General features: G+C 63.9%; 22 protein-coding genes. 13 read left to right on the forward strand and 9 right to left on the reverse strand.

Annotation, left to right across the window (positions count from 1 at the left end):
• Positions 1-60: 60 nt before the first annotated feature.
• The 9 genes from AB5I39_RS05165 (at position 61) to AB5I39_RS05205 (ending at position 5,246) form a co-directional block, all read left to right on the forward strand.
• Positions 61-465, forward strand: coding sequence for a hypothetical protein (locus AB5I39_RS05165; protein ID WP_404372026.1), 405 nt, complete (start codon positions 61-63; stop codon positions 463-465).
• The gene (locus AB5I39_RS05170) at positions 462-671 is read left to right on the forward strand and encodes a helix-turn-helix transcriptional regulator (protein ID WP_404372028.1); all 210 of its coding nucleotides are present in this window, start codon (positions 462-464) and stop codon (positions 669-671) included. The genes AB5I39_RS05165 and AB5I39_RS05170 overlap by 4 nt, the downstream gene beginning before the upstream one ends.
• The gene (locus AB5I39_RS05175) at positions 668-1,621 is read left to right on the forward strand and encodes an alpha/beta fold hydrolase (protein ID WP_404372031.1); all 954 of its coding nucleotides are present in this window, start codon (positions 668-670) and stop codon (positions 1,619-1,621) included. Before AB5I39_RS05170 ends, AB5I39_RS05175 begins: the two co-directional genes overlap by 4 nt.
• Positions 1,622-1,663: 42 nt before the next feature.
• A complete protein-coding gene (locus AB5I39_RS05180) occupies positions 1,664-2,398 on the forward strand; it encodes an alpha/beta fold hydrolase (RefSeq protein WP_404372033.1) in 735 nt (244 codons plus the stop codon).
• On the forward strand, positions 2,395-3,138 hold the full coding sequence (locus AB5I39_RS05185; protein ID WP_404372036.1) for a tetratricopeptide repeat protein: 744 nt from the start codon (positions 2,395-2,397) through the stop codon (positions 3,136-3,138). Before AB5I39_RS05180 ends, AB5I39_RS05185 begins: the two co-directional genes overlap by 4 nt.
• Positions 3,139-3,234: 96 nt before the next feature.
• Positions 3,235-3,687 carry a VOC family protein gene (locus AB5I39_RS05190; protein WP_404372039.1) on the forward strand — a complete coding sequence of 151 codons (453 nt, stop codon included), beginning with the start codon at positions 3,235-3,237 and terminating at the stop codon, positions 3,685-3,687.
• Positions 3,687-4,415, forward strand: a complete 729-nt coding sequence (gloB, locus tag AB5I39_RS05195) for a hydroxyacylglutathione hydrolase (RefSeq protein ID WP_404372042.1) — start codon at positions 3,687-3,689, stop codon at positions 4,413-4,415. The genes AB5I39_RS05190 and gloB overlap by 1 nt, the downstream gene beginning before the upstream one ends.
• 55 nt (positions 4,416-4,470) lie before the next feature.
• Positions 4,471-4,878 (forward strand): hypothetical protein, encoded by a 408-nt coding sequence (locus AB5I39_RS05200; RefSeq protein WP_404372045.1) that lies wholly within the window; start codon positions 4,471-4,473, stop codon positions 4,876-4,878.
• Positions 4,875-5,246, forward strand: coding sequence for a hypothetical protein (locus tag AB5I39_RS05205; RefSeq protein WP_404372047.1), 372 nt, complete (start codon positions 4,875-4,877; stop codon positions 5,244-5,246). Before AB5I39_RS05200 ends, AB5I39_RS05205 begins: the two co-directional genes overlap by 4 nt.
• 151 nt (positions 5,247-5,397) lie before the next feature.
• Here the strand turns inward: AB5I39_RS05205 and hslU are convergent, their stop codons facing one another.
• Positions 5,398-6,693: an ATP-dependent protease ATPase subunit HslU gene (gene hslU / locus AB5I39_RS05210; RefSeq protein WP_404372050.1), complete on the reverse strand. Its 1,296-nt coding sequence runs from the start codon at positions 6,691-6,693 to the stop codon at positions 5,398-5,400.
• Between the two features lie 103 nt (positions 6,694-6,796).
• The gene (hslV, locus tag AB5I39_RS05215; RefSeq protein ID WP_404372053.1) at positions 6,797-7,351 is read right to left on the reverse strand and encodes an ATP-dependent protease subunit HslV; all 555 of its coding nucleotides are present in this window, start codon (positions 7,349-7,351) and stop codon (positions 6,797-6,799) included.
• A gap of 91 nt (positions 7,352-7,442) precedes the next feature.
• Here hslV and AB5I39_RS05220 point away from each other — a divergent pair, with 91 nt between their 5' ends.
• Complete coding sequence (locus AB5I39_RS05220; protein ID WP_404372056.1) at positions 7,443-8,078, forward strand: TMEM175 family protein; 636 nt, start codon at positions 7,443-7,445, stop codon at positions 8,076-8,078.
• Between the two features lie 10 nt (positions 8,079-8,088).
• Here the strand turns inward: AB5I39_RS05220 and AB5I39_RS05225 are convergent, their stop codons facing one another.
• The 3 genes from AB5I39_RS05225 to AB5I39_RS05235 all read right to left on the reverse strand — a co-directional run bounded on the left by AB5I39_RS05225 (position 8,089) and on the right by AB5I39_RS05235 (position 9,776).
• The gene (locus AB5I39_RS05225; protein WP_404372058.1) at positions 8,089-8,724 is read right to left on the reverse strand and encodes a hypothetical protein; all 636 of its coding nucleotides are present in this window, start codon (positions 8,722-8,724) and stop codon (positions 8,089-8,091) included.
• Between the two features lie 66 nt (positions 8,725-8,790).
• On the reverse strand, positions 8,791-9,213 hold the full coding sequence (locus AB5I39_RS05230) for a hypothetical protein (RefSeq protein WP_404372061.1): 423 nt from the start codon (positions 9,211-9,213) through the stop codon (positions 8,791-8,793).
• A gap of 362 nt (positions 9,214-9,575) precedes the next feature.
• The gene (locus AB5I39_RS05235; RefSeq protein WP_404372064.1) at positions 9,576-9,776 is read right to left on the reverse strand and encodes a hypothetical protein; all 201 of its coding nucleotides are present in this window, start codon (positions 9,774-9,776) and stop codon (positions 9,576-9,578) included.
• Between the two features lie 421 nt (positions 9,777-10,197).
• On the opposite strand from AB5I39_RS05235, the gene AB5I39_RS05240 reads away from it, so the two are divergent.
• Complete coding sequence (locus AB5I39_RS05240; RefSeq protein WP_404372067.1) at positions 10,198-11,730, forward strand: hypothetical protein; 1,533 nt, start codon at positions 10,198-10,200, stop codon at positions 11,728-11,730.
• Positions 11,731-11,797: 67 nt separating this feature from the next.
• Here AB5I39_RS05240 and uvrA read toward each other — a convergent pair whose 3' ends face one another.
• Complete coding sequence (gene uvrA / locus AB5I39_RS05245; RefSeq protein WP_404372070.1) at positions 11,798-14,698, reverse strand: excinuclease ABC subunit UvrA; 2,901 nt, start codon at positions 14,696-14,698, stop codon at positions 11,798-11,800.
• Between the two features lie 99 nt (positions 14,699-14,797).
• On the opposite strand from uvrA, the gene AB5I39_RS05250 reads away from it, so the two are divergent.
• Entirely contained in the window at positions 14,798-15,616 is an 819-nt protein-coding gene (locus AB5I39_RS05250; protein ID WP_404372073.1) for an energy transducer TonB, read from the forward strand.
• A gap of 1 nt (position 15,617) precedes the next feature.
• Here AB5I39_RS05250 and AB5I39_RS05255 read toward each other — a convergent pair whose 3' ends face one another.
• Positions 15,618-16,262, reverse strand: a complete 645-nt coding sequence (locus tag AB5I39_RS05255; protein ID WP_404372076.1) for a trimeric intracellular cation channel family protein — start codon at positions 16,260-16,262, stop codon at positions 15,618-15,620.
• 214 nt (positions 16,263-16,476) lie between these two features.
• Between AB5I39_RS05255 and AB5I39_RS05260 the strand changes: the two genes are divergently transcribed.
• Positions 16,477-18,108 (forward strand): tyrosinase family protein, encoded by a 1,632-nt coding sequence (locus AB5I39_RS05260; protein ID WP_404372079.1) that lies wholly within the window; start codon positions 16,477-16,479, stop codon positions 18,106-18,108.
• A gap of 215 nt (positions 18,109-18,323) precedes the next feature.
• Here the strand turns inward: AB5I39_RS05260 and lpdA are convergent, their stop codons facing one another.
• Positions 18,324-19,727 carry a dihydrolipoyl dehydrogenase gene (lpdA, locus tag AB5I39_RS05265; protein ID WP_404372082.1) on the reverse strand — a complete coding sequence of 468 codons (1,404 nt, stop codon included), beginning with the start codon at positions 19,725-19,727 and terminating at the stop codon, positions 18,324-18,326.
• A gap of 126 nt (positions 19,728-19,853) precedes the next feature.
• Positions 19,854-21,083, reverse strand: coding sequence for a 2-oxoglutarate dehydrogenase complex dihydrolipoyllysine-residue succinyltransferase (gene odhB, locus AB5I39_RS05270; RefSeq protein ID WP_404372085.1), 1,230 nt, complete (start codon positions 21,081-21,083; stop codon positions 19,854-19,856).
• Between the last annotated feature and the right edge of the window lie 16 nt (positions 21,084-21,099).

Raw genomic sequence — 21,099 nt, forward strand, 5'->3', positions numbered from 1 at the left:
TTGACAGACAAGCGACCTTGACTGTAAAGCTTCCTTCACTGATTCGAAAGGGAGCTTTACATGTCGTGCAGGTCGGCGATCCGTCGCTATAACGTCCGGGTGCTGTGGCTCAGTCTGCTCTACGCCGTCTTGCTGTGCAGCGTGGTGTATGGGTTTAGCCGGCATTTGCTGACCGGTCCCGTTGCCTGGGTCGCCGGGATCCTGCCGGCGCTGCCGATCATCGGTATCTTTGTCGCGATCGGGCGGTATCTGATTGAGGAGCAGGACGAGTATCTACGGATGCTAATGGTGCGCCAATCGCTATGGGCGAGCGGCTTTGCGCTGAGCATCGCGACGCTGTGGGGATTTCTCGAGGCCTTCGAGCTCGTGGGACATGTCGAATCCTATTATGTCGCGGTGCTGTGGTTCGGCGGGCTCGGGCTCGGCGCCCTTGCAAACAAGCTGACCCTTGGACGTGGCGCGTGATCAACCGCCTCAAGGTACTGCGCGCCGAGCGCAACTGGAGCCAGGGCGATCTGGCCGACCGGCTCGAAGTATCGCGGCAGAGCGTCAATGCGATCGAGACCGGGCGGTATGATCCCTCGCTCCCGCTCGCCTTCCGCATCGCCGAGCTGTTCGGCCTGACCATCGAAGAGATTTTCGTGAGCCCGTCGAAGGAGAAGGACGCGTGAAACATCTGGCCCTGCGTATCGCCGCCGCTGCACTCGCGCCGCTGGCGGTGCTGAACCCGCACGCCGCGCAGTGTGCGCCCTCTGAAACCAGGCAGCTTGTGCATGTTGCGATGAGCGGCACCGCGGCGATCACGCAGCTCGACCGCATCTCGATCCAGTCAGTGGGCGAGGGCCCGGCGATCGTGCTGATCCCCGGCCTCGCCTCGCCGCGCGCCGTGTGGGACGGGGTGGTGCCGGATCTGGCGAAGACGCACCGCGTGCTGGTGGTGCAAGTCAACGGCTTCGGCGGTGACGATCCGCGGGCGAATTTGAAGCCCGGCGTCCTTGACGGGATCGTTGCGGAGATCGACGGCTATGTTGCGCGCAACAAGCTCGGCAAGGTCACCGTAATCGGCCACTCGATGGGCGGGCTGGTCGGCATGATGCTGGCGCACGCGCATCCGGGCGATGTCGAGCGGCTGATGATCGTCGACTCGCTCCCCTATTTCGCGGTGCTGATGGCGCTGCCGGGCATCGATCCGACCCCGGCGATGGTCGCGCCGCAAGCCGCCCGGATGCGCGACGGGGTCGCCGCCAATTACGGCAAGCCGGTGAGCGACGAAGCGGTCGCGGCGCAGACGCGCGGGCTGGCGATCAAGCCCGAGAGCATCGTCACGATGATGGCCTGGGCACGCGCCGCCGACGCCCGTGTAACGGGCCAGGCGATGTATGAGGATTTGACGACCGATCTACGCCCGGTGCTGGGGACGATCACGACGCCGATGACCTTGCTCTATCCGTGGAACGCCACCGGACCGACCAAGCCGATGGCCGACGCATTCTACCGCAAGCAATATGCCGCGGCACCGAACATCCGGTACGTCGATATCGGCGATGCGGCGCATATGGTGATGCTCGACCAGCCCGAGGCATTCAAGGCGGCGGTGCTGGCGTTCGTGGCGGGGAAGTAGCGCGATTTCCCGAGCGGCGGACTTGCGCTAGGGGTGTCGATCATGACCGACACGCCCACCGCACCCGCCCGCCCTGCCCTCGCCTATCACCTGACCCCCGGCACCGGCCCGACCGTCGTGTTCCTGCCCGGCTATGGTTCGGATATGGAGGGGACCAAGGCGCTCACGCTGGAAGCGTGGGCGAAGCAGGCAGGCCGCGCTTACCTGCGCTTCGATTATGGCGGGTGCGGGCATAGCGAGGGCGCGTTCGAGGAGCAGACGCTCGCCGGGTGGCGCGACGATGTGCTGTCTATGCTCGACACGGTGGTCGATGGCCCGGCCGTGCTGGTCGGATCGTCGATGGGCGGGTGGCTGATGCTGCTGGTCGCGCGCGACCGGCCGGAAACGGTCGCGGGGCTGGTCGGCATCGCGCCCGCCCCCGATTTCACCGACTGGGGCTTCACCGTCGAGGAGAAGCTGAAGCTGCTGTCCGAAGGGCGGCTGGAGCGAGTCGGGCGCTATGCCGACCTGCCGATGGTGTACACCCGCGCCTTCTGGCAATCGGGCGAGGCCAATCGCGTGATGTTCACGGGGCTCCCGATCGACGTGCCAGTGCGGTTGCTGCAAGGCATGGCGGACAGCGACGTGCCGTGGAACCGCGTGCTGCGGCTGGCCGAATTGCTGCGTTCATCCAATGTGCAGGTGCAGTTGATCAAGGACGGCGATCACCGCCTGTCACGCGATGCGGACCTGGCCGCGCTGATCGTGGCGGTGGAGGATGTGATACGCGCTTTATGATCTTGCTGTTCTTGCTTGCCCAGGCCGCCACCGCGATCGGCCCGACCGCGCCCGTTCAGGACCGCTACGAACACTGCCTCGACCGCGCGAAGAGCGACCCGACGGCCGCAGCGGCAGAAGCGAGCCAGTGGCAATTGGGCGGGGGCAGCTTCTTCGCCAGCCAGTGCCTCGGCATGGCCTATGCCAATCAGGCGCGCTGGACGGCGGCGGCCGCTTCTTTCGAAAATGCGGCACGGGCGGCCGAGAAAGCGGGCGATACGCGCGGCGCGAACTACTGGGCGCAGGCGGGCAATGCCTGGCTTGCGGCGGGTGACGCGGCCAAGGCCCGCAGCGCGCTGGATGCGGCGATTTCGGGCGGGACGCTGAAAGGGCTCCCGCTGGGCGAGGCGCATCTCGACCGCGCCCGCGCGATGGTCGCCAGCGACGATCCCGAAGGCGCGCGCGAGGATCTCAACCGCGCGCTGACCGAAGTGCCGGGCGATCCGCTGGCGTGGCTGCTCTCGGCGACGCTCGCGCGGCGCGAGAATCAAGTGGTGCGCGCCAAAACCGACATCGCCGAGGCACTGCGGCTGGGCGCGGACGATCCGGCGGTGCAGCTGGAAGCAGGCAACATTGCGGCGCTGGCGGGCGACGAAGCAGGCGCGCGTGCGGCGTGGCGCGAAGCGGTGACGCTGCGCCCCGACAGCGCACCGGGCAAGGCGGCGGCAGCGGCGCTCAAGCAGTTCGACGCCAAGCCATAATCGCTTTTTGATATCCTTTGATCGCGCCATCGCTCTGGCGTGGGACGATTGCCGCGCCTATCTGGACCTCGACTGCCGACAGGAGCCGCGTGACCGATGAAATACCTCCACACGATGATCCGCGTGACCGATCCCGATGCGACGGTCGCCTTTTTCAAGCTGCTCGGGCTGGAAGAAGTGCGCCGCATGGAAAGCACCGCAGGGCGCTTCACGCTGATCTTCCTGGCGTGCCCCGAGGACATGACCGAGCCGGGTCAGCGCGCGCGCGCCGAGGTCGAACTGACCTACAATTGGCCGACCGAAGGACAGGAAAGCGAGGTCTACACCGGCGGGCGCAACTTCGGGCACCTCGCTTACTATGTCGACAACATTTACGAGACCTGCCAGCGCCTGATGGACAATGGCGTGATGATCAACCGCCCGCCGCGCGACGGCAATATGGCGTTCGTCCGCACGCCCGACATGATCTCGATCGAATTGCTGCAGGATGGGCCAGCGCTGGCCCCCGCAGAACCGTGGGCTTCGATGCCCAACGTGGGGGAATGGTAATGCCGAGCAATCTTGAGATCGTCCGCATCCCGGCGCTGAGCGACAATTACGTCTGGCTGGTACACGATCCCGCGTCGAATGAGACGATCGTGGTCGATCCGAGCGAGGCAGCACCCGTGCTAGCCGAAGCCGAGGCGCGCGGCTGGACCATCTCGCAGATCTGGAACACGCACTGGCATCCCGACCACACCGACGGCAATGCCGCGATCAAGGCGCTTGGCGCAACGGTCAGCGGTCCGGCGGCCGAAGCCGAGAAGATCCCAACGCTCGACGTGCCACTGCGCGAGGGCGACACGGTGCGGATCGGCGATCACGTCGCGCAGGTGATGGAAACGCCGGGCCACACCGCCGGGCACATCGTATTCCACATGGCGGAGGATGCCGCGTTGTTCAGCGGCGACACGCTGTTCGCAATGGGCTGCGGTCGGCTGTTCGAGGGCGGGCCGGCGCAAATGTACGCCAACATGCAGCGCCTCGCGACGTTGCCGCCCGAGACGATCGTCTATTGCGCGCATGAATATACCCAGTCGAACGGCCGCTATGCCGCCGCCGCCGAGCCCGACAATGCCGCCGTCGCCGAGCGGATGAAGGAGGTGGATGCCAAGCGCGCGGCGGGGGAGCCGACCGTGCCGACCACGATCGCGCTGGAACTGGCGACCAACCCGTTCCTGCGCGCGTCCTCGGCCGAACAACTTGCCAAACGGCGTGCGGCAAAGGATGTCTTTTAGCCGCGTCGTGCGTTATACAGATGGCGGGGCAGATGCTTTGAAAAGGACGCGTGCTATGGTTCGTTTCATTCTTCCCGCCATCCTGTTGCTGGGCGGCGCTTCGGCTCTCTCTGCCGATACCAAGGGGTATCAGGCGCGTCAGGAAGCCAAGGACAAGATCGATCTCGACAAGCAATTAGCCGGTCTGGTGCCGGGCAAGCCGCAAGCGTGCATCGATCCGATCCGCTACCGCGAAAGCACGCGGGTCGGCGATACGATCCTGTACAAGAATGGGCGCAACGACGTGATGCGCAACGATACGGGCGGCGGCTGTTTTGGGCTGCGCCGCGGCGACGCGATCGTTACCAACACGTTCGGTAGCCAGCTTTGCCGCGGCGACATCGTCCGCACGGTCGATCTGGTCAGCAGGGTCCCGAGCGGAAGCTGCGTGTTCAGCGACTTCACGCCGTATCGCAAACCGTGATCCGCGCGCTGACGCTGATCGCGGCGCTGGGCGCGGTGACCGCGTCGGACAGCAAGGACCTGGACCGCGCGCTTGCCGGGCGTGTCGCGGGCAAATCCGAAACGTGCCTGTCGAACAGCCGGATTTCTACGCCACAGGCCTTTGGCGACCGCACCCTGCTCTACCGCGACGGGGCGCGGGTGTGGCGCAACGACCTGCCCAACGCCTGCCCCGGGCTGAACGAGGACGCGCTGATCGTTACCGAGGTGTTCGGCGGGCAATTGTGCCGCAACGATCAATTCTACACCCTGCAACGCGGCGGCGGCGGGATCGCGGGGCCGCGCTGTCGGCTGGGGAATTTCGTGCCCTGGGACAAGGTGGCGCGGTAGCGGCGGGCGTTGCTTACCTCCGTTGGCCCTGAGGTGCCATTGAGTGTAGGCGAAATGGCGTATCGAGGGGACTGTTCGTAACAGTCTTTCGATACGCGTCTTCGACTTCGCTCAGCCGCTACTCAAGCCGAACGGCACCAGGGGCAGCGTCTTACAGCACGAACCGGCTCAAATCCGTATTCCGCGCCACGCCCGCCAGATGCGTTTCGACATAAGCGGCATCGACCACCACCGTCTCCCCGCCGCGATCCTCCGCATTGAAGCTGACGTCTTCGAGCAGCTTCTCCATCACCGTCTGCAAGCGCCGCGCGCCGATATTCTCGATCTCGCCATTCACCTCGGCGGCGATTTTCGCGACCGCGCGGATGCCGTCGGTGGTGAATTCCACCCCGACATTCTCGGTCGCGATCAGCGCCACATATTGCTGCGTCAGCGACGCCTTGGTGTCGCTGAGGATCGCGACGAAATCATCCTCGGTCAGCGCTTTCAACTCTACTCGGATCGGCAGGCGGCCCTGCAGTTCGGGCAGCAGGTCGCTGGGCTTGGCGACGTGGAACGCGCCGCTCGCGATGAAGAGGACATGGTCGGTCTTCATCGGGCCATACTTCGTCGCGACCGTGGTGCCCTCGATCAGTGGCAGCAGATCGCGCTGCACGCCTTCGCGGCTGACCGATCCGCCGCGCACGTCCGACACGGCGATCTTGTCGATTTCGTCGAGGAAGACGATCCCGTTCGCCTCGGCGTCCGCCAGTGCGGTGCGGCTGACCTCATCCTGGTCGAGGCGCTTGTCGGCTTCTTCCTCGACGAGCTTGTCCCACGCCGCAGGGACGGTGAGCTTCCGCCGCTTGAGCTGGCCCTGGCCGAACGCCTTGCCCATCATCTCGCTGAGGTTGATCATCTGCGCGCCGCCACCGGGCACGTCGAACGGCAGGGTCGGGGCGGCCTCGAGTTCGATCTCGATCTCGGTATCGCGCAAATGGCCGTCGTGCAGGCGCTGACGGAACGCCTCGCGCGTCGCCTCGCTGGCACCCTTGCCGGTGAGCGCATCGAGCAGGCGCGTCATCGCCGCTTCCTCCGCCTTGTCCTTCACCGCGACGCGGCGGCGTTCCTTTTCGAGGCGGATCGCTTCCTCGACCAGATCGCGCGCAATCTGTTCGACGTCGCGGCCGACATAGCCGACCTCGGTGAATTTGGTTGCCTCGACCTTGATGAACGGCGCATCGGCGAGCTTCGCCAGACGGCGGCTGATCTCGGTCTTGCCGCAACCGGTCGGCCCGATCATCAGGATGTTCTTCGGGGACACCTCGTCGCGCAATTCGGGCGCGAGCTGCTGGCGGCGCCAGCGATTCCGCATCGCGACCGCGACCGCGCGCTTAGCGTCGGCCTGCCCGATGATGTGCGCGTCGAGCGCTGCAACGATGGCTTTGGGAGTGAGGGCGTCGTTCATTTTGGTCTTTTCGTAAGCGTCAGCCCAGCGCAGGCTGAGATCTTTGTGGGGGAGAGAGCAGCACTTGCCATGCGGAAACCCCAGCCTTCGCTGGGGTGACGTGTCATGTAGCGGCTTCGAGGCTTTCCACCGTCAGCCGGTCGTTGGTGTAGACGCACAGCTCCGCCGCGATGCCCATCGCCTTGCGGCAGATCGTCTCGGCATCGGCTTCGTACTCGGTCAGCGCGCGCGCCGCCGAAAACGCGAAATTGCCGCCCGATCCGATCGCGGCGATCCCGGCCTCGGGCTCCAGCACATCGCCATTGCCGGTCAGGATCAGCGTCACATCCTTGTCGGCAACGATCATCATCGCCTCCAAATTGCGGAGATATTTGTCGGTGCGCCAATCCTTCGCCAGTTCGACCGCGGCGCGCAGCAACTGGCCGTGATGCTGCTCCAGCTTGCGCTCCAGCCGTTCGAACAGCGTGAAGGCATCCGCCGTCGCGCCGGCGAACCCGCCAATCACCGATCCGTCGCCCAGGCGGCGGACCTTCTTGGCATTGGGTTTCATCACTGTCTGGCCCGCCGAGACCTGGCCGTCTCCAGCAACGACGACGCGACCATTCTTGCGCACGGACAGGATCGTGGTGCCGTGCCACACCGTTTTATTCTCGCTCATGGCAGGCGATATGGGGCGTATCGCACGCGGTTCAATCCATCGCTTGCGCGCGGCGCGGCGATCGGGCGATAGAAGCGCCGAGGGGGACATCATGTCAGGACATGCCGCAGGGCCCGATCATCCGCTGGAGCGGCTGGTCTTCTTTTCCGACGCGGTGTTCGCGATTGCGATCACGCTGTTGATCATCGAGGTGCACCCGCCGCATTTGCACGCGGGATCGCCGTGGCGGGACTATGTCGACGCTCTGGTCGCGCTATTCCCGAGCTTCTTCGGATTCTTCGTAAGCTTCTTCGTGATCGGGGCGTTCTGGTCGGGGCATCACCGCGCCTTCGCGCTTGCGGGGCAGTATTCGGAGCGGCTGGTCGGCCCGAACCTGCAGATGCTGTGCGCGATCGTCTTTATGCCGTTCGCGACGGCCTTCATGAGCGCGAACCTCGGCGCGCTGGTGCCCTCACTGTTGTATGCCGGCACCCTGATCGCGACGGGGCTGCTCAACATGCGGCTGGTGCGGGTGACGACCAGCGCTGGGATTGTGCGGCCCGACGTTCCCGCGATCGAGATCGCTTACACCCGCGCGCGGGGTGGCGCGGTAGTACTGGGGGCGCTGCTGTCGATCGCCGTTGCGTTCTGGGTCGCGCCTTTCAGCCAGATGGCGCTACTCACCATCCCGCTGTTCCAATGGCTGTTACGACGCCGGATCACGCGGCGGTTTGCGCGCACCGCGTGATCCGATAGGCTCAGTTCGGCAAGCCCGGCGGCGGGCGGAGTGCTTCGCGTTCGGCGGCGGTCATCACCGCGTCCATGTCGGGACGGAAATCGGCGACGGCGCGGTCATCGGCATTGCGCTTGGGATCGAGCAAATCGGTCGGGACATGGCCCTCTGCCTGCTTGCCGCCGAGCAGCGTCCTGATCCGGCCGCGCGTCAGGAACGCGGCGATCCCGGCTCCGGCAGCGAGCGCTACAGCACCCAGCGACCAGGCGGTGCGCGGCGTGACGGGGGGCAGCGCGGCGGCGAGCGACTGACGCGCGCCGGACACGGCGGTCGCGACCTTGGCCGCCGGTTTCGGCGCTTGCTTCGCGGGAGCCTTGGGCTTGGGGCCGGGCTTGGCCTTGGGCGTCGCGGCGGCGGGCGTTACCGCCTTGCGATTGGTCGAGCGCTTCGGCACCGGGCGCGCGGCGGCTGCAGTCTTGGCTTCCGCTGCCAGCGTCGCGGCGGGCGCGGGCGAGGCCTCAGGCTTGACGGCTGGCTTGGGCGCTGCGCGCTTCGCGGAAGGAGCCTTGACCGCGCTGGCTTTCCGCGCGGAACGGCGCGGGGCGGGGGTCGCCGGCTTGGCGCTCTTAGGCGTCTTGGGGGGCTCTGGGGGCGTTGCCATGGCGCGGTCTCGCTTCAGGGTGTCAGGGGGCGGTGCGGGGCAGAGTGCCACCGCACCGCCGGATGATCAACGGCAGCGACCGGTGCGCTGACCGTCCTTGTCGATCGCCTGACCCGCCAGCGCACCGCCGACGCCGCCGATCAGCGCGCCGAGCAGGCCCGAGCCGCCGGGTGCGATCGCCGCACCGAGCGCGCCACCGGCGATACCGCCTACGACCAGGCCGGTCGTGCCGTCCGGACGACGGCAATAATAGCGGCCGTCGCTGCCGCGATAGACGCGGTCGTTGTAGCTGAGTTGACGCTCACGATAGCGGCGGCCGTCCTCGCGGTAATAACGCGATGCGTCATAGCCGTTATAGGCGGGATCGGGCCGGTCATAATCGTACTGGGCATAGCGGCTGTCATAGCCGCGCGACGGGCCGTCGCCATATTCCGAGCAGCCAGCGAGAGCGATGGTTGCGGCCAGCAGGCCGAGCGTGAGCGTGCGCATTGGGGTTCCTCCACATGATCGTTGTGGGGGTGGAATGCTTGGCGAAGAGAAAGGTTGCGGCGCGCCGGGCAAGGTGGAGCGAAGCACCACCGCGCCACAAGGCGCGCCCGGCGGACGGCGCTAGCAGCGCCGTTCCACGGCGCGGCCCTTCGGCTGCCTGCAAGGCAGGCGCTCAGGACATGCTTTGCCGCAGCGCCCTGAAGTCCCAAAGAGTCGCGCCACCCGCGCCCCGAAAGTTGCGAAAGTGCCACCCACAAGCCCTGCCCCCGCAGCCCGCCCAGTGCGGACGTTCAGGCGAACATCAGGCGCAACCACATCCCGCGCGCCCATAAAGTCACACCAGAGTCGCACCATCGGCACCCTTAGCGCCGCAGCCCGAGCGTGCGCTCCATCGCCGCGATCGCGGCGCGGTTTTCCGCCGAGGTCGGCGCGGTGGTGCCGATCAGCCGCGCATCGACCAGCGCGTGCCACTGCGCGCGGATCTCGTGCTCGGCGGCGGTAAAAGCCGCCTCGTGGTCAGTCCGGCGGGAGAGCGGGAGGGCGTCGGGGTGACGGTTGGGCATGATCTGGTCCTCGCTGGAGTTGGATTTGGGGGGCGAGGATACCCGAGAGCGGGGGTTGTAGGACAGCCGAAGCGACTAGACCGATGCGCGGTGCGGGCGTGCGGCGAGGCCAGCACACGCGGGCCGGGGCCGGATGTGCGCGTGCTGGACGACGGCACGCCCTTTTATGGCGCGATCCCGGATTGGCTGTTCTTGCGGGTGCGGGCGCGTGTTGGGACTGGGGCTGGGCGGGGGATGCGGGTTGTCGGGCGGGCGGAGTGATGGGTTTAGGTGATTTGGCAAAACTGTCACGCTGATCCCGGGTGCCTTACGATGATAGGGCTGTCCCGTAGTGCCGGCTTGAAAAGTTTCACCTGTCGCTAGCCATGATCTTTGGTTATCAAAAGAGCCTTGCTTGCCTCAATCTAACAAAGGACGCCGGTTGATCGACCTCATTACCACTTTGGGTTTTATGATCGTTTTAGCGGGGATAGCCGACAGCGTATTGGCATTTTCGGCAAAGGACCGGATCGCTAACACCCTTCTGCGTCGATCGAATGCAGGCGGCCAGAAATTACTGATAAATATTGTTGCAGATCGTTGGATGGGCTCAAAACTTATATCGGTACGCGCGTTTTTATGGTCGACTGGCTTCTCACTAATTTCACTCGTAGTCGCGTTAATTGCAGCGGGATTTCCAAATGTTAGCTTGATCCGTGAAATTTTGAATACCGTATTTGCTAACTCTACCGGCGGACTTACAGTATTATTTGTTTGCGTTGTCGGATGCTTGGTTGCAGATTTTGTATCAATTGCCCAAACTAGAATGTTTGCGCGAACGATAGAGCGCTTTAACAACAAAACGATCTCGTTGATATTATGTATTTCCGATATTACAATGAGTATTACGTTCTTCGTAATTATATTTTCTCTTTTTCGCGCAATCGCGTACATTATGGTATGCTTGTCATTAAATAATGGAAGTTACCAATATTCATCGGTTGTGGCACCTGCGATATTAACACAAGCCATTGATAACTATCCAAAGGCGAAAAACAAACTAACGAATTATAAGTCAGACCAAAATTCAAAGGGTGCTGCCGCCCTTTTAAAAGCAATGTATAAGATTGGCAGCAATAACGCGTCAAAAGGCGATATAAACATATCGAATACTCTTAGATCTTATGAAATACCCGTAAATTCATCGTCCAGACTTGTCAGATACAACATTAAGAAAAGTTGCTTCCCTGGGAATCAACCCTCCGCGACAATTAGCTATGACGCATACATGCTGTATTATCGAACCAGCACAATATTTATTAATGGTTTATCAGAGGCCGGTGTCAAAAAGTCCGATTTAGCCGGAGATTGGGAAGCGCCGGTAAAGGAGGCATTTCGCGACGCTTTAATTAAGCCCGGCAATTGTCCCACTTTTTCCTATGATATAAAAAGACTTTATAATTCGCGCGCACTTCTTTCGGAAGTCTCTCCGATCGATGTTTATTTGTCGGCCTTCGGGATGACTATGAGAGATGCATTTGCTGCAATAACGACCAAGTTTTCCGCGTACTATACACCCGATCTAGGCCAAGAAACAAAAGAGTTTATTTATTCGGCATGGATATCCAAGTCTCAGTCTCTACTGGGCATGAACGGAGAAGATTCAGAGGCAAAGCTTACCGCTGTATTTATTGGCAATGGGGAAAGCACAGACGCGAAATCGGCATATATACCTTTTACTACGTTTGTCGTGTCTTCTTTGACGTCGAGCATAATACTTGTCTTGGCTGTGTTGCTTAGCTATTTTGTTAAAACTCTTAGACTTGTTAAGAACATTATGGCACAGGTCATAGACCAAAACGCGTTTACAAAGATTGTGTTGACTTCAACAATTACATTGATGTCGATTTTAATAACTACATTTTACGTAATTTGGAGCTTTATATCATTTATGTGGAGATTTGTATTGTCATGATGTAGCCATACTGCCGATCTAGTTTTTTTGCTTATATTTAATTTGGGAATACATAAATATACATTTTTTACGCCTTCGCCCCCAACAACGGCGCCAAATACCGCCCCGTAAAGCTCCCCTTCGCCTTCGCGACCACCTCGGGCGTTCCCTCCGCCACGATTTCCCCGCCCTTGACGCCACCTTCCGGCCCGAGGTCGAGCACCCAATCGGCGGTCTTGATCACGTCCAGATTGTGCTCGATCACCACGACGGTATTGCCCTGCTCGACCAGTTGGTGGAGCACTTCGAGCAATTTGCGGACATCCTCGAAATGCAGCCCGGTGGTGGGCTCGTCGAGGATGTACAGCGTCTGCCCGGTCGCGCGGCGCGACAGTTCCTTGGCGAGCTTCACGCGCTGCGCCTCGCCGCCGGAGAGGGTCGTTGCTTGCTGGCCGACCTTGACGTAGCCCAGGCCCACTTCCTGCAGCATCGCCATCTTGTCGCGGATGGGCGGCACGGCCTTGAAGAATTCGACCGCATCCTCGACCGTCATGTCGAGCACGTCGGCGATGCTCATCCCCTTGAACTTCACCTCCAGCGTCTCGCGATTGTAGCGCGCGCCGTGGCACACGTCGCACGTCACATAGACGTCGGGCAGGAAGTGCATTTCGATCTTGAGCAGGCCGTCGCCCTGGCACGCCTCGCACCGGCCGCCCTTGACGTTGAAGCTGAAGCGGCCGGGCTTGTAGCCGCGCGCCTGCGCCTCCGGGAGCCCGGCGAACCAGTCGCGGATCTGGGTGAAGGCGCCGGTATAGGTGGCGGGGTTGCTGCGCGGGGTGCGGCCGATCGGGGATTGATCGATGTCGATCACCTTGTCGAGATATTGCAGGCCGGTGACCTTGTCGTGCTTGCCCGCCAGCACGCGTGCGCCGTTGAGCGAGCGCGCCGCGGCGGCATAGAGCGTGTCGATCGTGAAGCTCGACTTGCCGCTGCCCGAAACGCCGGTGATGCAGGTGAAGGTGCCGAGCGGCACGCTGGCCGTGACGCCCTTCAGATTGTTGGCGGTGGCATTGTGGACGGTGAGTTTCTTGCCATTGCCCTTGCGCCGGGTTTTCGGCACGGCGACTTCGCGCCGCCCGGCGAGATAATCCGCGGTGATGCTGTCGGGGTTGGCGAGCACCTGCTCGAAGGTCCCTTGCGCGACGACCTCCCCGCCGTGGACGCCCGCGCCGGGCCCCATGTCGATGACATAATCGGCGGTGCGGATCGCATCCTCGTCATGTTCCACCACCAGCACGGTGTTGCCGAGATCGCGCAGACGGCGGAGCGTCTTCAACAGCATGTCATTGTCGCGCTGGTGCAGGCCAATGCTGGGTTCGTCGAGCACGTAGAGCACGCCGGACAGGCCGCTGCCGATCTGTGACGCGAGGCGGATACGTTGCGATTCGCCGCCGGAGAGCGTGCCGGAGGTGCGATCGAGGTTGAGGTAATCCAGCCCCACGTTGTTGAGGAAGCCGAGCCGTTCGAGGATTTCCTTGAGGATGCGCTCGGCGATGGCGCGTTGTTGATCGGTGAGATCGGCGGGGACGGTTTCGAACCAGGTGAGCGCATCGACCACCGACAGGCGCGTGACGCTGGAGATGTCACGCATGCCGATCTTGACCGCCAGCGCCTCGGGCTTGAGGCGCGCGCCGTGGCAGACTTCGCACGGGGCGCTGGACTGATATTTGGCGAGTTCCTCGCGCATCCACGCGCTCTCGGTGCTGAGCATCCGGCGGTTGAGGTTGCCGATGACGCCCTCGAACGGCTTCTTCACATCGTACGACTTCTTGCCGTCGATGAAGGTGAGCGTGACGGGCTTGCCGCCGGTGCCGTGGAGGATGATGAGCTTGACCTCGCCGGGCAGGTCTTCCCACGGCGTATCCAGGCTGAAGCCGAATTCGCGCGCGAGGGAGCCGAGGACCTGCATGTAATACGGGCTGGGCGGGTTGGACTTGGCCCAGGGCACGACCGCGCCCTTCTTGATCGAGAGCGCGTGGTTGGGGACGACGAGGTCTTCGTCGAACAGCAGTTTTTCGCCCAGGCCGTCGCAGGCCGGACACGCGCCTTGGGGTGCGTTGAAGGAGAACAGGCGGGGTTCGATCTCGGCGATGGTGAAGCCGCTGACCGGGCAGGCGAATTTTTCGCTGAACACGATGCGGTTGGCGGGGATGCCCGCGCCCTTCATCGCGCCGCCGGCGCTGCCCTCGTCTTCCCGACCGGGGACGACGCCATCGACCAGATCGACATAAGCCAGCCCCTCGGCGAGCTTCAGCGCGGCCTCGAAGCTTTCGGCGAGGCGCGTCGCCATGTCGGGGCCGACGACGAGGCGATCGACCACCACTTCGACGTCATGCTTCAGCTTCTTGTCGAGCGCGGGGGCTTCGTCGATCTCATGGATTTCGCCATCGATGCGGACGCGGGTGAAGCCGGCTTTCTGCCATTCGAGCAGTTCCTTCTTATACTCGCCCTTGCGGCCGCGCACGACCGGGGCGAGCAGATACAGCCGCGTGCCCTCGGGCAGCGCCATGACGCGGTCGACCATCTGGCTGACGGTCTGCGCACTGATCGGCAGGCCGGTCGCGGGGGAATAGGGAATGCCGACGCGCGCCCACAGCAAGCGCATGTAATCGTAGATTTCGGTGACGGTCGCGACGGTCGAGCGGGGGTTGCGCGACGTGGTCTTTTGTTCGATCGAGATCGCCGGCGACAGGCCCTCGATATGGTCGACATCGGGCTTTTGCATCAGCTCGAGGAACTGGCGGGCATAGGCCGACAGGCTCTCGACATAGCGCCGCTGCCCCTCGGCATAGATGGTGTCGAACGCGAGGCTCGATTTACCCGATCCGGACAGGCCGGTGATTACGGTCAGCGTATCGCGCGGAATGTCCACGCTCACGCCCTTGAGATTGTGCTCGCGCGCGCCGCGTACGGAGATATGAGTCAGCATGGGGGCGATTTGTTCCAGATTTGTTCGGATGACGCAAGCGACGGGTTGCCGGGTGCAGATGGGGTGATAGGATGCGTTGGGCAAGGTGTTGGAGATGGTATGAAATCGATCGTCATGGCGGTCTTGATGCTGCAGATACCTGTCGTGCCCGATCCGGCTCCGATCAAACCGAGCGGCAAATGGACCGTCGAATATGGCCCGAGCGAATGCATTCTATCGCGCAATTATGGCACAGCGCCCGACCAGACCATCGTCGGGTTCAAGCCTGCCGCGCTGGGCGGTAGCCTTGAAGTCGTGATGCTCGCTCCGGGCGCGCGAACCGCTTACCGGAGGGGAAAAGCGACGCTGACATTGCTTCCGTCCAACCGAGTGATCGAAAGCGTCTATACCGCGTACGGACTGGAAAAGGCCGGCCAAACGCTGACCACGATTAACACGGATGACGATGTCAGCGACGAACTGGAGAATGCCGCCAGCGTGAAACTCGATTTTGCCAAAGGTGGGACGCAGACCGTCGCCGTGCCTGGCATAAAGGCGGCGATGGCGGCGCTGGAGACGTGTCAGGCCGATTTGCTGAAAGGCTGGGGCGTCGATCCCACCGAGCGCGAACGCTACGCTGGCCCACCCAAGAAAGCCTACACGCTCGGCGTACCGGCACGGTGGATCACGACCGACGACTATCCGGCTTCAGCAGTCCAGGCGCGTCAGCAGGGTCGCGCGACAGCGCTCTGGAAGGTTGGGGTCGACGGGCGTGTCAAAGAGTGCCGGATCGTGAAAAGCAGTGGGGTTGCCGCACTGGACCAGGCCACGTGCGCAGCCATCGCAAAACGCGGCCGCTATACCCCCGCGCTCGACAAACAAGGCAAGCCGATGGAGTTCCATTCCATGCGACGCGTGATCTGGCAGCTGCCAGATTAGTCTACGGCCCCCCATAGCCCGGCAACCCCAGCTTCCACCGGATCGCCGCGGCCCTGAGCGCGAAGCCCGCCGCCGCCGCGATGCCCGCCGCCAGCGTGGGCGACACCTCCAGCACCACCAGCGCGACGTACAGCCCCGCCGCCAGCGCCGCCGCCGTCACATACAGCTCCGGTCGCATCAGGATGGACGGCTCGCCCGCCAGCACGTCGCGGATGATGCCCCCGACGCACGCCGTTACCACGCCCATCAGCGCGGCGGGGACGGGCGGGATGCCGAAAGCAAGCGCCTTGGCCGCGCCGAACACGGCGTAGGCGGCCAGGCCCACCGCATCGAGCCAGTCGAGTGCCGTCGTCTGCCCCTGCGGGCCGCGCCACCAGTTGGGCGGCGTCAGCCACACCAGCGCCGCGACCGCCAGGCAGATCGCCGACACCAGCGGATCATGTACCCAGAACACCGGCGCGCCGATCAACAGATCGCGCACCGACCCGCCCCCGACCCCGGTGATGAGCGCGAAGAAGGCGGCAGTCACGAACGTCTGCCCCCTGCCCGCCGCCGCCAGCGCGCCGGTGATCGCGAAGACCGCGATGCCGAACAGATCGAGCCACGGCAGGATCGAGCCGAATTGCCAGGGGGCGAGGGGGAGCATGACGCCTCTGTGCGATGGACCAGCGTGCAGGTCAAACCGCACGCGCGTTGGCGCCCAGTGATCGCTACCTCCGGAGCGACCGCCGATAGGTCCGTTCCAGTCCTAAAAGTGGCAAAGCAGCGTGAAAATATGGTAAGCTTGCGAACGATGACCGATTCTGAGTCGGTTATCCTGTGCCCGCGTGTCTCAGGCCCCGCAGTGCAGGAGAATAGCCTTGAACCATTCGCTCTTGGGCGCTTTCGCGGCCCTGCTTTCCGCCATCGTGACGTTCGGCGCCGCCCCGGCGCAAGCCGCCGAGCGCGCCGCAGTCCGGCCGCATGACGCGCACGACGCCGCGCATGTCGCCGAACAACGCTATTGGCAGCACGCCACCGCCAATCTCCGTTCCGCCGCCGCCAGTGCGCTCGGCGGCGGGGCCGCGCAAATGCCCGTGTCGCCGCCCGTGGTCGGCTTGCGCAAATCGATCACCAACCTAAGCCCGACCGAAATCGCCAGCCTGCGCAAGGGCTTTGCGCAGATGATCGCGTGGAACAGCGCGCCGCGCGGCAGTGCCAATTTCAAGCGCAGCTTGGTCTATTGGGCCAATATCCATAGCTTCATTGGTCCCAACGACACGCCGCCGATCGTGTGTTCGCGCAAGGCCGGGCTGAATTATCCTGGCATGAGCGGCCTATCGATCCAGACGCCCAGCACACCGGATGAAAATGCCACCTGGTGCACATGCCAGCACGGAACGATCCAGTTCCTGACCTGGCACCGCATGTACCTCTATTATTTCGAGCAGGTGCTGCAGGCGGCGTCGGGCGACCCGAACCTGCGCCTGCCGTTCTGGGATTATGAGACCAACGGCAGGATTCCCGATGTCTATCGGCTGGCGAGCTATATCGATGCCGGTGGCGCATCCGTCGCCAACCCGCTTTATGTCGCGAGCCGCCAGGCGCAACTCGCGAACGGCACGCAGGCGCTCGACCCTGCCGTCACCTCGACCAGCAACGCGATGAGCAAGACGAGCTACAATCCGTTCAACAGCGCGCTGGAACAGACGCCACATGGCGCGGTGCATTGCGCGACGGGCGTGGCGAGTTGTCCCAGCGGCTATATGGGTTATGTGCCGACGGCGGGGAACGACCCGATCTTCTATAGCCATCACGCCAATATCGACCGGCTCTACGAATGCTGGCTGCGCGTCGCGCCGAGCGCGCGTCTGCCGAACGACCCGGGGCAATTGGCGCAGCAATTCAGCTTCACCGACGGCAGCGGGGCGCTGGTGACGCGCAAGGTCGGCGACATGCTGACGCTGGCGCAACTCAACTATCGCTACGCCGCGGGTGGCGGATGTCCCCCGGTGCTGTTCAAACCGACCGGTTTGCTCCAGGTAAAGCCGATGCGCGCGATCCCGCTTAGCGGACCGGTAATCCTGAACCGCGGGGCCACCAGCGTGCCGCTGACGCTCGCCCCGGCGGCGCGTACCGCGCTGTTTGCAACCAAATCGGCGCAAAACAAGTCCGCGACGGTGCCCCGTCGTGCGACGCTCGTCCTGAGCGGGCTCGCCTATGACGAGATCCCGGCGACGCTCTACAAGGTGTACCTGCAAGGCAAGAACGGCAAGCGGACGCTGGTCGGCGTGATCAACTTCTTCAACGCCACTGCGCCGCATCACGACATGGACGGGATGGCCGGGCACGACATGGCCGCCATGGTGGCGGACAAGCCGAACGAGACCAGCTTCGATGTGACCGATGCGCTGTCCACGATTGGCGTAGCGGGCGATGCAAGCCTGGTGATCGAGCCAAGCAGCGGTGTAACCGGCTCCCCCCGGCGGACGCTGCGGAAAAGATCAGCCTGAAAGCGAACGTCCGCTTTGCCTCGGCGCGGATCGAGCTGGATTAAGGAGTGCTGTACGCGGGCGGCCAGTTGTAAGCTGGCCCGCCCGTTGGTTTGGGCGCCTGAGGTTGAGCAGCAGGTGGGAGGCGTTACCCGCCGGAGCAAAGCCGCGTCGTCGGACGGCGCTGCAGCGCCGCCGGCCGGGGGCAAGGCCTTAGAGATCCATATTTAGCTTTGCTAAATATGGATCGCCTTGCCCCGCACCGCCATCGCCGCTTCCTTCATCGCTTCGCTATGCGTCGGGTGCGCGTGGCAGGTGTAGGCGATGTCTTCGCTCGTCGCGCCCATCTCCATGCCGAGCGCAGCCTCCGCGATCATCGTCCCTGCGGGCACCGCGATCGCCCAGACGCCGATCACGCGATCGGATTTGGCATCGGCGATGACCTTCACGAAGCCGTCGGGCTCGTGGTTGGTCTTGGCGCGGCTGTTGCCCGCCATCGGGAATTTGCCGACCTTCACCTCGCCCTTTTCGCGGGCCGCTTCCTCGGTCAGGCCGACGCCCGCGATTTCGGGCCAGGTGTAGACGACGCTCGGGATAACATCGTGGTTCACGATGCCGGTCAGGCCAGCGATATTCTCGGCCACCGCAATGCCTTCATCCTCGGCCTTGTGCGCGAGCATCGGGCCGGGAATGACGTCGCCGATCGCCCACACGCCGGGGACGCTCGTCTGGAAGCGGTGATCGGTTTCGATCTGGCCGCGCGCGTTGACCGAGAGGCCGGCCTTTTTCAGCGCGAGGCCATCGGTGTTGGGGCGGCGACCGATCGAGACGAGGACGCAATCCGCCGCAATCGTCTCGGCCGCGCCGCCCGCTGCCGGTTCGACCGTCACAGTGGCCTTATCGCCCTCGACCGTGACGCCGGTCACCTTGGTCGACAGCTTGAATTCGATGCCCTGCTTCTTGAACATCTTGTTGGCTTCCTTGCGGATTTCGCCGTCGAAGCCGGGCAGGATCTGATCGAGATATTCGACGCAGGTGACCTTTGCGCCGAGGCGACGCCACACGCTGCCGAGTTCCAGCCCGATCACGCCGCCGCCGATCACCACCATATGGCCGGGGACCTTGTTCAGCTCGAGCGCGCCAGTCGAATCGACCACCACCTGCTTGTCGTTATCGACCGTGATGCCGGGGAGCGTGGTGACCGAGGAGCCGGTCGCGATGACCACGTCCTTCGCGGTGACGGTCTGATCGCCGACCTGCACGGTATGCGCATCGACGAAGCTGCCGCGGCCTTTCAGCCAGGTGACCTTGTTCTTCTTGAAGAGGAAGGCGATCCCGCCGGTCAGCTGCTTGACCGCGTCGATCCGCTGCGCGTGCATCGCGGGCAGGTCGAGCTCGGGCGTGACCTTGATCCCCATCTTGGCCATCGTGCCGTTGGCGGCGGCGTCGAAATATTCCGACGCGTGGAGCATCGCCTTGGACGGGATGCAGCCGACGTTGAGGCACGTGCCGCCCAGCGTCTCGCGGCTTTCAACGCAGGCGGTGCGGAGGCCGAGCTGTGCGGCGCGGATCGCCGCGACATAACCGCCGGGACCGGAGCCGATGATGAGGACGTCGTAATCGTAGGTTTGGTCAGCCATCTGTCTTCTCTCGCTTCCCCGGCGCAGGCCGGGGCCCAGTCGGGATGACATATGGGGAGAGCGAGGCGCTTCGCCACCTCCGCCTTCCCGACTGGGCCCCGGCTCTAGCCGGGGTGGAGATGTATTTTAGAGGTCGATCAAGATCCGCGTCGGATCCTCGATCGCGTTCTTCAGCGCGACGAGGAACGTCACCGCTTCGCGGCCGTCGATCAGGCGGTGGTCGTAGCTCAGCGCCAGATACATCATCGGGCGGATCACGATCTGCCCATCGCGGACGACCGGGCGGTCCTCGATGCGGTGGAGGCCGAGCACGGCCGACTGCGGCGGGTTGATGATCGGGGTCGACATCAGCGAGCCGAACACGCCGCCGTTGGAGATGGTGAAGGTGCCGCCCTTCATTTCGTCCATCTTGAGGCTGCCATCCTTGGCGCGCTTGCCGAAATCGCCGATCGTCTTCTCGACTTCGGCGACCGACATCTGGTCCGCATCGCGCACCACCGGCACGACGAGCCCGCCGGGCGACGACACCGCGACCGAGATGTCGGCATAATCGTGATAGACGATCTCATCGCCCTCGATCGAGGCGTTGACGCTCGGGATGTCCTTTAGCGCGAGGCACGCGGCCTTCACGAAGAAGCCCATGAAGCCCAAGCGGACGCCGTGCTTCTTCTCGAACAGGTCCTTATACTTGGCGCGCGCTTCGATCACTGCGGTCATGTCGACGTCGTTGAACGTCGTCAGCAATGCGGCGGTGTTCTGCGCTTCCTTGAGGCGCTTGGCGATCGTCTGGCGCAGGCGCGTCATGCGCACGCGCTCTTCCTTGCGACCGGTCGAGGCGGCGACCGAAGCGGCGACGGGCATCGGCTCGCTGGGCGCGGGGGCCGGCGCGGGCGTTGCGGCGGCGGCGAGCACATCGTCCTTGGTCAGGCGGCCATCCTTGCCGGTGCCGGTGATCTTCGCCGGATCGACGCCATGTTCGAGCACAGCGCGGCGCACCGACGGGCTGAGCGCGGCGGGCGTGTCACCCGCGGGCGCTGCAGGGGCTTGCTGCGCGGCGGTCGCGGCGGGCGCGGCAGTTACGGCAGGCTGCGGCGCGGGAGCAGTTGCGGGCGCGGCACCGCCCGCGTCGATCGTCGCGATCATCGCGCCGACCAGCACGGTATCGCCGACCTGCACGGCGTGCTGGCCCATCACCCCGTCAACCGGCGAGGGGACTTCGACCGAAACCTTGTCGGTCTCGAGGCTGGCGATCGGCTCGTCCTGCTTGACCGGATCGCCGGGCTGCTTGAGCCATTCGCCGAGCGTTGCTTCGGTGATCGATTCGCCGAGTACCGGCACTGTTACTTCGGTTGCCATCGCTTCTCTCTGCCTT

The organism is Sphingomonas sp. MMS24-J45, from assembly GCF_044881195.1.
GTDB lineage: Bacteria > Pseudomonadota > Alphaproteobacteria > Sphingomonadales > Sphingomonadaceae > Sphingomonas.

Bases quoted from the DNA above. Each gene is read 5' to 3' on its own strand.
- hslU (WP_404372050.1), bottom strand. From the start codon at position 6,693: ATGAACGACGCCCTCACTCCCAAAGCCATCGTTGCAGCGCTCGACGCG.
- hslV (WP_404372053.1), bottom strand. From the start codon at position 7,351: ATGAGCGAGAATAAAACGGTGTGGCACGGCACCACGATCCTGTCCGTG.
- AB5I39_RS05235 (WP_404372064.1), bottom strand. From the start codon at position 9,776: ATGCCCAACCGTCACCCCGACGCCCTCCCGCTCTCCCGCCGGACTGAC.
- AB5I39_RS05250 (WP_404372073.1), top strand. From the start codon at position 14,798: ATGAAATCGATCGTCATGGCGGTCTTGATGCTGCAGATACCTGTCGTG.
- AB5I39_RS05230 (WP_404372061.1), bottom strand. From the start codon at position 9,213: ATGCGCACGCTCACGCTCGGCCTGCTGGCCGCAACCATCGCTCTCGCT.
- AB5I39_RS05190 (WP_404372039.1), top strand. From the start codon at position 3,235: ATGAAATACCTCCACACGATGATCCGCGTGACCGATCCCGATGCGACG.
- AB5I39_RS05225 (WP_404372058.1), bottom strand. From the start codon at position 8,724: ATGGCAACGCCCCCAGAGCCCCCCAAGACGCCTAAGAGCGCCAAGCCG.
- AB5I39_RS05180 (WP_404372033.1), top strand. From the start codon at position 1,664: ATGACCGACACGCCCACCGCACCCGCCCGCCCTGCCCTCGCCTATCAC.
- AB5I39_RS05200 (WP_404372045.1), top strand. From the start codon at position 4,471: ATGGTTCGTTTCATTCTTCCCGCCATCCTGTTGCTGGGCGGCGCTTCG.
- odhB (WP_404372085.1), bottom strand. From the start codon at position 21,083: ATGGCAACCGAAGTAACAGTGCCGGTACTCGGCGAATCGATCACCGAA.
- gloB (WP_404372042.1), top strand. From the start codon at position 3,687: ATGCCGAGCAATCTTGAGATCGTCCGCATCCCGGCGCTGAGCGACAAT.
- AB5I39_RS05255 (WP_404372076.1), bottom strand. From the start codon at position 16,262: ATGCTCCCCCTCGCCCCCTGGCAATTCGGCTCGATCCTGCCGTGGCTC.
- uvrA (WP_404372070.1), bottom strand. From the start codon at position 14,698: ATGCTGACTCATATCTCCGTACGCGGCGCGCGCGAGCACAATCTCAAG.
- lpdA (WP_404372082.1), bottom strand. From the start codon at position 19,727: ATGGCTGACCAAACCTACGATTACGACGTCCTCATCATCGGCTCCGGT.
- AB5I39_RS05165 (WP_404372026.1), top strand. From the start codon at position 61: ATGTCGTGCAGGTCGGCGATCCGTCGCTATAACGTCCGGGTGCTGTGG.
- AB5I39_RS05220 (WP_404372056.1), top strand. From the start codon at position 7,443: ATGTCAGGACATGCCGCAGGGCCCGATCATCCGCTGGAGCGGCTGGTC.
- AB5I39_RS05185 (WP_404372036.1), top strand. From the start codon at position 2,395: ATGATCTTGCTGTTCTTGCTTGCCCAGGCCGCCACCGCGATCGGCCCG.